A 10049-nucleotide genomic window follows, 5' to 3' on the forward strand; every position below is an offset into this window, starting at 1 on the left:
CCAGCTCGCTGAAGACGCCGCTGACCAGGCCCCCGAAGAGCTTGGCCGGATGGACATCCGCTACGACTCGGTAACAACTTGCCGTCGCGATCCTGAACCCCTTAGACGAAGGGGTAGTCGGGAGGGTTTTCGAAGAGCCGGCTCCGGGGGGCTGGAGGGGGAGTCGCTGACTGTGTGACGGATGCCGCTCGCTTTCGCCGGCATGGCCGTGCTGGCCCGCTTCGGCGCGTTCTTCCTCGGACACCTCTGGGAGAGCTGTGTCCGGCACGGCCGGCTGCTGACCGGCGACACATCCTGATCCGGCGCAGTGCGGGCGGACTGAGCCGGTGAACCCGGCCGATGCCGCCGAGGTCCAGGAGAGCATGGCCGGAGTAGACGGCGAGATCGGCTTCGGACAGCGCCACTGCCTCTCGGAAGCTGCTCCTGCCTGACAGATGCCCGCGCGGACGAACCGTATGAGGACCTTGTCCGGCCGGGGCGACCGGTCGTTCCCCCGGGCGAAGGTGCCGGCACCGGGGGTACCGCCGACGGCGTGTGGGTCATCCTCGGCGAGGGGCGTGGCGCCGGGGAGGCGCGGGAGGCGTAGGCCTGTGCCGCTCGAATGTACTTACACCAGCCGAGTTCGAACAGCAGCGGACCACGTCACGTACGCTGTCGCTCGCCGCATGAAACCCGGTGTCCACTCCCGGGGATCAACGTCGCTGGAACCGGCCGAACCGGTCAGCAGTTCCACTTGGACGAAAGAGGGCTGTAGTTGTTCGCGAGACGGACGAACTCGCCCCTTGAGACGCAGGCGCCAATGGCGCTGACGTAGTTGGCCTCCCGGTACATCGTCACTCCCAGCCCCGAGGTGCCGTTGTTGTAGACGGCGTACGTGAACTTCCCGTCCGCCACCCATGAGCAGTTGTTCCAGGAAGGAGCGTTGTCCTTCCACTTGCACAACTCCGAGTAGGAATTGTCCTGAACGTGCCAGGCGCAGAAGTACTGGCTGGGGCATTCGCTCTTGTCGATGGGGAAGACAGCCGGCGCTGCCGACGCCGGAGCTGTGGTCGAGGCGGTCATGGCCCCGACGGCGACGGCGGCCATTGCGGTTATCCGTGCCAGGCGTGAGCGGATCAACATCTCTCTCCTTCGGTCAGATCTGGACTGTGCCTCAGGCGACCCCGGAAAATGGGATCACCTTTCGTGATCTGTCGGGAGCCACACTCTCATCAGCCGAGAGTGTGGCTCCGCGAGGCGCGTCGCCCCTGTTTGGCGACCCCAATGCCTTCCGCTTCAAGATCTGGTAGCGCCGAAGGTCGGCTCGGGCCGAGTCGTTGAGCATGGATCTTTCCGCGTCCCGTTGGACTTCGTACACCGTCTCGTGAAGCCGTACCTTGCGCTCGCAGACGTAGTCGTCGGACGCGATGCGCAACTCCTTGCGGCCGAGAATGCGTAGTGCTCTGTCGCTGCCGCCGGTCGACTCCGTGCCGCGGGCAAGATCTTGTCTCGGCGCCTGCAGGTCGTCGTACAGGTAGCCTGACTTGCGCATGCATGAGGACCATTTGGTCAGCGCGTCGATATACCGGCCGTCTTTTTCGACGCGGTCCATCACGGCCGCCTGCAGGCCCTCCAGTTCATTCTCAAGCCTGTTCCAGCCCGCCCCGTAGGCTGTTTCCCGGCCCCGGTAGGCGCACCCGTCGGGCCGGTAGGTCAGAACCACTCCGGTCGCAAGAGTGAACTTCTCCACGTGCGTGCCCTCCAGCGCCTTTGTCCAGCCAGTGGAGTGGTGAACGGCCGCCGGAGGATGGTTGCCCGTCCCGCTGAGTATCTCGCCCACCACGCCGTAACCGTCCTGGTGCGCCTGCTTCTCACGCAGCAGACCGTACGGATTGGTGGTCACCGCACGCTCGCTCACCGTCCTTCGCTCCGGCACGTACCTGAAGCCGCGACGTGCCATGCAATGGGCGACGGCGGACTCCTCCTGCTCTCGCAGACGAGCGGTGTCCGCCACGGAAGTGACAAGGACGGCGGACAGCGGCCGCGGGTCGAGCGGCACTTGTCCTCGATCGCCGCCGGCCGAGAACGAACAGCCGGCCGTGAACACGGCGGCGGTGGCAACGATCTCCGCGAGCCGTGCGCAGGCTCGGCTCATACGCACCAGTTGTTCGAGTAGACGTGGTGGTACAGAGCCGTGCCCCATTCCGGGTTGTCAGCCACGTCGTTGAGCGAGTACATCCCCGTGCCACGGGCCAGTGTCCAGTAGTGGCCTGTGTAGTTGCGCTCGCTGTAGACCCGTACATTGCAGGAGGTACCGGCATTCCACAGAGACTCGGCCCCGCGGAACTGGGAATACCCGGTGAGATCCGTGTTGTCCTCGTAGACCGCCCCACGTGATCCGGATTCGTACGTCGAGGTGTAGGCGCACAGCGCCCCGGAGGGGCAGTCCGCGGCCTCGGCGGTCTCTGCCATCGCCATGGTGGTCAGGACAAGTGCTGCGGCGCCCAAGGAGGAACCGACAGCGAGCTTGCTGCGTGTGGTACTCGCCGTTCGTGTGCTTCGCACGAGACATCCTCTCGGTGGTTTCGGGTCATCAGATCGGCGTTGCGAGAGTCAGCTCGAACAGTCTCCTTCCCGCAGTTCGTCGGCCCACTTGCTGAACGCTGCCTCGGTTCCCGATCCCACGAACCCCAGTGCGAGGTTGACCATGGCGAGCGGGACAGCGGCATGGGAGCTCGACGCCGGCTTCCAGGCCTGCTGGGATGGTGATGGTGAGCCGGCGCAGCGAAGACCGCATCCGCCGGTGCCTTGTTTGTACTGCCATTTCGTTGTCCGGAATCGGGGGTTGGATGCCGGACAACAAGCTCCGGACAATGCCGACCAACTCGCCAGCTCCCCAACCCCGTTCGGATCAGACCGAGCACACGGACGGACAGAGAACGGCATCACGCGGACCCGGCCCGGTCGAACTGGCGTCCCCGTCACAGCTCGCCCGCGTCGGGAGGGTTTCCGAAGCCGCGGGCACCGGGGACGATGTGCGTAACCGCACCGCCGAGCGGTGTCAGAACCTGTGACACACAGCCGTCCAGGAGGCGATCCCCGGTGGCCGAGATTCCTCGAAAGGAACGCACGCCGTGTTGCGCGTCACCGGCACCGACGCACGGTTCGGCGTCACCGGTGAGTGATCCACCAGATGGCCAGTGCGACGGGCGCGGAGCCGGCCGCTGTGGCGGCGCTGCGGACGGCGGCCTGCGTCGCGGTGCGGACGAGGCCGCGCAGGTACGGGTGCTTGAGTGATGGGTGCTGGAACACGGTGCCCCCTGGGGGTTGGTGGCCTTGGCCGGACGATCGGCCGGTCACCGTCCATGAGGCCCGTCCGGAGGGTTTTCCGGCGATGCCCGGTGCTCGCCGCTGCTCGGGGTGGGCGTTGTGGACTCGGAGATCGGACGTGGTCGGGTTTTCCGGATCGATTCCGGATCGGAAACCGGATGGCGGGGGACATGGGTATGAGTGAGCCACTGGGTGCGACCGCGCTGTGGGTACAGCGGCTGCAGGAGCTGTGGCATGCCGCCGGTCGGCCGACTGGGAAGGTGGTCGTGCGGGAGGCGGCCGCGCAGGGGCCGCCGGTGAGGGTGGGGCCGTCGGCGTGGTCCGCCTGGCTCAAGGGCGAGAACGTCCCTTCCGGGGCTGAAACGGCGCGTTGGCTGTTGGTCTTCCTGCGGGCCAAAGCCCGTACAAGGACTCCTGCGTTCAGGGCCCCGAGTGACGGGCAGTGGATGCAGACGTGGCAGCGGGCCCGGGATGAGCGCCGGCAGGGCAGCCGAGGGGGTGGGCGGCCCGTCTCGCGGCACGCCCCAGCTCCCGGCGGAACTTTGGCCGGGCTCGCGGAGCCCCCTCCGTTGCCCGGGACGTTCCTGGCCCGGCGGGTCCCGCACGACCAGATCGTGGATGCGCTGCTGGAAGATGCCTTCACCGGAGGACGCGCGCCGATCGTGGCGTTGGTCGGGATGGGTGGGTCGGGCAAGACCTTCCTGGCTCAGGCCGTTGCGCGGGATCGGCGTGTCGCCTCAGCGTTCCCGGACGGTGTCGTATGGCTGTCGGCGGGTGGCCGGTCGGCGGCCGGGTGCCAGGCGGAACTGCTGGCCGCGCTCGGTGTGTCCATCGCGGGCGACGACGTCGGGGCCGGTGTGAACGCGTTGCGGCGTCGGCTGGCGTCGGCCCGGTGCCTGGTGGTCATCGACGACGTGACCGGTAATGACCAGCGTGTGGCGCTGGATGTGTTCGGGCCCGGCAGCGCCTTGCTGGTGACGACACGAGACCACGGGACCGTGCCGCACGGGGAGCGAAAACTCCTCGTCGCGGCGCTCGACCCGGCGCAGGCTCGGTCGATGCTCGCCGCCTATGCGGGCATCGCGGAAGCGGAGCTGCCCGGACAGGCGGACGAAGTCCTCGCCCGGTGCGGTGGGTTGCCGCTGGCCGTGGCGATCTGCGGCGGTATGGTCGGCGACGGCCAGCCGTGGACCGGTCTGGTGACTCTGCTCTGCAAGCCCCGGCCCGACGCGCTGGCGATGACGTTCCGGGACTATCGGCACACTTCGCTGCTGGCCGCCGTCGAGGCGAGCACCGGTGGCCTGCCGTCGGCGACCCGGGAGCTGTACGAGGACTTGGCCGTGTTCGCCGGCCGGGGCCCGGTGCCGGTCTCGGCCGCAGCACGTCTTTGGGGACAGCAAGGCCTGGACCCGGACCAATCACGGCTGGTGATCGCGCGCCTGGCCAAGCGGTCACTGCTGACCTACCGACCCGGTGACGGCACGTTTGGCCTGCATGATCTTCTCTACGACTACACGCGGTTCCGGGCCGCCCAGCGGCTGCCCGACCTGCACGGCCGCCTCGCTGCCGCCTTCCTACGGGGGTGGGGCGGCCTGGACGGGGGGCTCGCCGAGGCGATCTCCCGCTTCGATCCACCAGTCCGGCCTTCCGACGACGACCTCTACGGGTTACTTCACGTGGCCGACCATCTCGTGCAGGCTGGGCGTGACGATCTCCTCTATCGGCTGCTGGCCGCCGAGTCCGGTCCCGGCGGCCGGACCAACACCTGGTTCGCGCTGCACGAGCGGTCCGAACGCACGGCCGAGTACCTCCTGGACCTGGATCTGGCGCGCGGACGAGCGCAGCAGATCACCGACCGGGCCGTATCGCCCGCCGATCAGGCCGAGGGGATAGCGCTGGAATTCCGGTACGCCCTGATCAGGAGTTCGATCGTCAGCCTCGCCGGGACTGTCCCGGCCGGCATTCTGGCCGCCTTGGCCCGGCGTGGAATCTGGACCTTCAACAGGGCACAGGCGTACGCCGAGATGATCCCTGACGCGGAGCAACGGTCAGATGCATTGCGTCGCCTCGCCTGCTTCCGTGGTCTGCCAGAACACCGGAAGACACACTTGGTCGAACTGGCCGGGGAGGCCGCCGAAGGCATCGACTACCCGATGCGCCGGGCGTTCTCGCTGGTCTGGCTGGTCGACCTTGCCGTGCCCGAGCGGCGGGAGTTCTATCTGGAGCGGGCGTTGGAGGCGGCCGACACCGACCGCCAGCGATCTCAGGAGATCCGCGCCTGGCTGTTCAGACACGTGGCCAGGTGGTTCCCCGAACGGTCGCTGCAGGAGCTGCGCGCCGGAGCCCGTAGACGAGACGGGTCCGCGCATCATTACCTGGAGGCCATGACCGCGGCCCTGCCGGAGCTGCCGACTCTCTATGAGGACGTGCTGGCCTTCGCCCGGACCGACCGGTACTACGCGGAAGAGAGCAAAGCCCTCCGCGCGGTGTTGCTGGCCTCCGAACCGGACGAACGCGCTCGGCTGGTCGCCGAACGACTCGCCGCCTACGACCCCGCGCAGGAGAAGCGGTTCAACCGCCTCATCGTGGAGGAACTGGCCCCCTATCTGCCCGGTGACGAGCTCCGCAGCCTGCTGGAGCAAACGCTTGACGGAGCGAGCCCGATCACGGCTGCCCGCGTACTCGCCGCCGCGATCCCGCACCTTCCCGATGAGGAACGGCCCGAACTGCTGGACAAAGCCCTGCAGATCCTGCGAACCGAAGAGGTGGATCTCAGACGTGCGGGGATCGGCGCCCTGTTGCCGTTGATGCCCGAGCCTGACAGGACGCGGCTGCTGGACGACACCTTCGACGCCCTGTTCCGCGCGCATCGGGCCTCCGCCGTCTGGACGGCGTGCGAGATCGCGAGGTTCCTGCCCGAACATCTACTGCGCCGCGTCATCGACCACGTCGGTGAGGCCAACCCACCCGAAGACGCCCTGAATCAGCTCGCCCCGTACCTGACGCCCAGACTGCTGCGCCACTTCCTCGGCACCCGAATGCTCGACCCGCAGGGGCCGTCGACGCGAACTCTCGTACACCTGGCCCCCGGCCAGCCGTCCGCGACTCTCAGCCGGATTCTCGACCTCGTCTCCACCGTCGATCACGGCGAGCAGCGGGTCAGCCTGCTCACCGAGCTGGCTCCCCACCTCCCCGACTCCCTGATCGCCGATGCGGTGCGGGTCGTCCCCGCCGACATCGGCCCCGAGCCGCAGGCCCGGCTCCTGGCACTGCTGGCGGCCAGGGCGGCACCGCCCGACCGTGAGGAACTGCAGCGGCGAGCCCGCGACCTTGCCGCCTCCGAAAACCACCCACACCACCGCTACCGGTCGCTGGCAGAGTCCGCCACCGACCCGCAGCAGCTCGGCGCGGCGCTCCACCTCGCATGCGTCCTGGACCGGCCCGCGTTCCACCACCCGCCTCCGCAGGATCCGCTGCCCCTGCCAGACACGCTGATCGCCCAGGCCAGTCGGCTCGCCCGGACCGAACACGGCCCCTGCTGGCTGGCCTCCTCACTCGCCGCCCTCATCCCCTACGCCGCACCGGGACAACGCGCCGTCCTGCTGCGGGAAGCGGCCATGACCGCACTCACTCCGCACTACCACGAAGACGACGTGCCCTGCGACGGGCTCCACGCCCTGGAGCGGGCGGCCGCCGACGTGCCGGACGAGGACAGACTCCCTCTGCTACCCGGCCACCCGACCTCGCTCCCAGCAGTAGACGACCAAGGCGACGAGGGCGACCAGGTCGAGCGCCTGCGGCGACTTTCCTGCCTGCTCGCCTACCTGCCGGCCCACCAACGCGGCCCCGTCCTGGAAGCAGCGCTGGACTGTCTGACCGCGATCAGTTCCCGTTGGGACACGGACTGGGTGTCCCGCCACGGCCACGCCGGCCTCAGCACCGTCGCCCCCTACCTGAACCCCGACGCACGGCAGTACGCGGCCCGGCTCGCTCGAACCCTCGGCCACCGCTATGAAACCGCGGACGTCCTCGCCGACCTGACCGCGTACGCCGACCCCGCCACTCGCCCCGGACTTCTGGACGAGACGGTCTCCTACCTGCGCACCCTCACCAATGCGTACGAACTGGACGGGCCCCTGGCCACACTCGCCCCTCACCTGGACGCAACCCGGGCCGCCGAACTCCTCGACCGGCTCCTGCACCTCGTCCACGGCGATCGCGGCTGGCACCACGGCGTCTTCCCGGAAACCATCTCCCGCATCGCACCGCACCTGACGCCCGCGCTCCTCGACCAGGCCGCGAACGCGGTACGCCAGCACGCCAGCGCACCCGAACGCGCCGCAGCCAGTCGAGCACTCGCCCGAGCGGCCGACGCCATGCACCCCGACCCCTGGCCCGCCTATTGGCGCACCGCTCTCGCCGACGCCACCGCCACCGGCAGGCCCGGCCTGTTCTCCTTCGTCGCCGACCTGCCCCTGCACCATCGGCAGGACACCGCGGCACTACTGATCCAGGCGATTCTCGACATCCACCGGTGGTGGCCCAGCCACGGCAACCACGGCAACACCGCCGGGCCCCCCCTCCCCGCTCTCGCGGGCATGAGCAAGTGAATTCCTCCACCGAGTCCGCACTGCCAGACGTACGTCAACTTCCACGCGAACCGTGCCCCCTCTGCCGCCTGTACGCCTGCCCGGGCACAGCGCGTCAGCGGGAAGCGCGCATCCACACTTCCCCGATGCGTGCGGGCTGTTTGTTGCGTCGTACAGTCGGCAAAGGCTCTGAGTCCTTCGGCCTCGGCTGGGCGGACAAGCTGCCAACCCCGACCTACGAACTACTTCGCGGTCGAGCCCTACCCCAGCGCTGGGGAGCGGTCCCTGCCCAGCGGCGCCGTCGCCGTGGACGTCCCGGCCGGACCCGCGCCCGCCACCGCCCTCACCGGCGTGGCCGACGGCGAACGGTACGACTTCACCTGGACCCCGAGTACCTCGGCCGACGTCGACCACCACGAACTGCGCGGTGGTCTGTGGCACGAGGCCACCCCGAACCGGAACGCATGGTTCCTGGAGTACACGGGCGTCGACGTCCCGGCCGACGGAACTCAGCTCTCGGCCGAGGATTCTCCCCGCGTCCACATGCAGCCGCCGGTCTCGACCTCGACCGAATAAAGAGGCGTCCCCGAGCCTCCTCACACCACAGGGGCAGGTGCTCCGGAGCACCTGCCCGAGTGGTGCCACGCACCCTCCAAACGGCAGGAGGCTCTGCCTGACCTGGCCGGATGCAAGGGCACACGGTCGACCTATAGTGGGCGTCATGAGCCGTTGGCAGGAGTTGACCGGGGGAATGTCCGGGCAGGGCTACGCTGCACGGTTCGCGGCCCTGGCCCGTAGCGGAATGGATGTGCACGGTGAGGCGCGGTTCTGCGCGGCGCTTGTGCCTCCCGGAGCGCGGGTGCTGGACGCCGGGTGCGGTACCGGGCGGGTCATGATGCGGCTCGCGGAGCTCGGGTACGAGTGTGTCGGGGTGGATCTTGATGCGTCGATGCTCGCAGTGGCGCAGAGGCAGGCGCCGGGCCTGCCGTGGCTCCAGGTCGATCTGGCCGAGTTCGAGCCGGCCCCGCTCGGGCTCGCAGCGGACTTCGATCTCGTGGTCGCTGCGGGCAACGTTTTCCCGCTGCTTGCTGCCGGCACTGAGTCCACGGTGGTCAAGCGCCTGGCCGCGGTCCTCCGCCCGGGCGGTCTCATGGTCGCGGGCTTCGGTCTGGACGAGGCCCACTTGCCGGTGCCGCCCGGCATCACCCTGCCGGAGTACGACGAGTGCTGCGTCGCGGCCGGCCTTGCCCTGGTGGACCGCTTCGCCTCCTGGGACGCGGTCCCTTACGTTGGCGGCGGCTATGCCGTCAGCGTCCACCGTCGGTGAGGCTTTGCCCGACATCTTGACCACCGTGCCGGCCGGGCGGCATGTGGGACCGGCCGGCAGGGTCGAGCACGACCGGTAGCTCCGCGAGGCCGCGGAAGGCGGGGAAGGGCACCTCAAGCCACCGTGCTTCGGCGCGAGGGTCGGCCAAGGTCATGTTCGGGAACCGGTCGAACAGGGCGGTGAGCGCCACCTGCGTCTCCAGCCGGGCCAGCGGGGCTCCCAGGCAGTAGTGGCTGCCGTGCCCGAACCCCAGATGCGCGTCTTGCGCGTTGCCCGGACGCGTCACGTTCAACTCGTCCGGCGCGTCGAACTTCAGCGGATCGCGGTTGGCCGAACTGAGCGCGATCTGGACCAGGGCGCCCTTCGGAATCCGGGTCCCGCCGTACTCCACGTCCTCGGTCGCGTAACGGAACGTCGCGCTCTCCACGGAGCCGTCGTAGCGCACCAGTTCCTCGACGGCGGCACGCATCAGTTGCGTGTCCTCCCGCACGACGCGCAGTTGCCCGGGGTGGGACAGGAGGTGGTGCACGGCGTTGCCGATCAGGTACGCGGTCGTCTTGTGGCCCGCGAACATCAGCAGGAAGGCCGTGGACACCAGCTCGTTCCCGGTCAGCCCGCCGTCGTCGTCCCGGACCGCGGTGAGCGCGCTCAGGAGATCGTCACCCGGATCCCTCCGCTTGGCCGCGATGAGATCCGAGAAGTACGCGTGCAGGTCCTCCTCCGCCTTCTGCTGTGCCCGCTTGGCCTCCTCGTCGAAGCCGCTCCGAGCCACCGTGGAGGACAGGTTCTGCATCCGCGACCGTTCCTCGGGCGGAACACCGAGC

General features: G+C 68.9%; 8 protein-coding genes. 3 read left to right on the forward strand and 5 right to left on the reverse strand.

What is annotated here, in order from left to right:
- Positions 1–720: 720 nt before the first annotated feature.
- The 4 genes from ABZ646_RS31225 to ABZ646_RS31240 all read right to left on the reverse strand — a co-directional run bounded on the left by ABZ646_RS31225 (position 721) and on the right by ABZ646_RS31240 (position 3291).
- Positions 721–1122, reverse strand: coding sequence for a hypothetical protein (locus tag ABZ646_RS31225; protein ID WP_360526164.1), 402 nt, complete (start codon positions 1120–1122; stop codon positions 721–723).
- 31 nt (positions 1123–1153) lie between these two features.
- The gene (locus tag ABZ646_RS31230) at positions 1154–2134 is read right to left on the reverse strand and encodes a hypothetical protein (protein WP_360526167.1); all 981 of its coding nucleotides are present in this window, start codon (positions 2132–2134) and stop codon (positions 1154–1156) included.
- Positions 2131–2457, reverse strand: coding sequence for a peptidase inhibitor family I36 protein (locus tag ABZ646_RS31235; protein ID WP_360526170.1), 327 nt, complete (start codon positions 2455–2457; stop codon positions 2131–2133). The genes ABZ646_RS31230 and ABZ646_RS31235 overlap by 4 nt, the downstream gene beginning before the upstream one ends.
- 693 nt (positions 2458–3150) lie before the next feature.
- A complete protein-coding gene (locus tag ABZ646_RS31240; protein ID WP_360526173.1) occupies positions 3151–3291 on the reverse strand; it encodes a hypothetical protein in 141 nt (46 codons plus the stop codon).
- 587 nt (positions 3292–3878) lie between these two features.
- Here ABZ646_RS31240 and ABZ646_RS31245 point away from each other — a divergent pair.
- The 3 genes from ABZ646_RS31245 to ABZ646_RS31255 all read left to right on the forward strand — a co-directional run bounded on the left by ABZ646_RS31245 (position 3879) and on the right by ABZ646_RS31255 (position 9225).
- Positions 3879–7919, forward strand: coding sequence for an NB-ARC domain-containing protein (locus ABZ646_RS31245; RefSeq protein ID WP_360526176.1), 4041 nt, complete (start codon positions 3879–3881; stop codon positions 7917–7919).
- A gap of 285 nt (positions 7920–8204) precedes the next feature.
- The gene (locus tag ABZ646_RS31250) at positions 8205–8474 is read left to right on the forward strand and encodes a hypothetical protein (RefSeq protein WP_360526179.1); all 270 of its coding nucleotides are present in this window, start codon (positions 8205–8207) and stop codon (positions 8472–8474) included.
- A 145-nt stretch (positions 8475–8619) separates the two neighbouring features.
- Positions 8620–9225 (forward strand): class I SAM-dependent methyltransferase, encoded by a 606-nt coding sequence (locus ABZ646_RS31255; RefSeq protein ID WP_360526182.1) that lies wholly within the window; start codon positions 8620–8622, stop codon positions 9223–9225.
- Here ABZ646_RS31255 and ABZ646_RS31260 read toward each other — a convergent pair.
- Positions 9206–10049 (reverse strand): cytochrome P450 (locus ABZ646_RS31260; protein WP_360526185.1); only part of this gene is annotated, 844 nt, incomplete at its 5' end. The genes ABZ646_RS31255 and ABZ646_RS31260 overlap by 20 nt on opposite strands.

It is taken from the genome of Streptomyces sp. NPDC007162 (assembly GCF_040634175.1).
Taxonomy (GTDB): Bacteria; Actinomycetota; Actinomycetes; order Streptomycetales; family Streptomycetaceae; genus Streptomyces.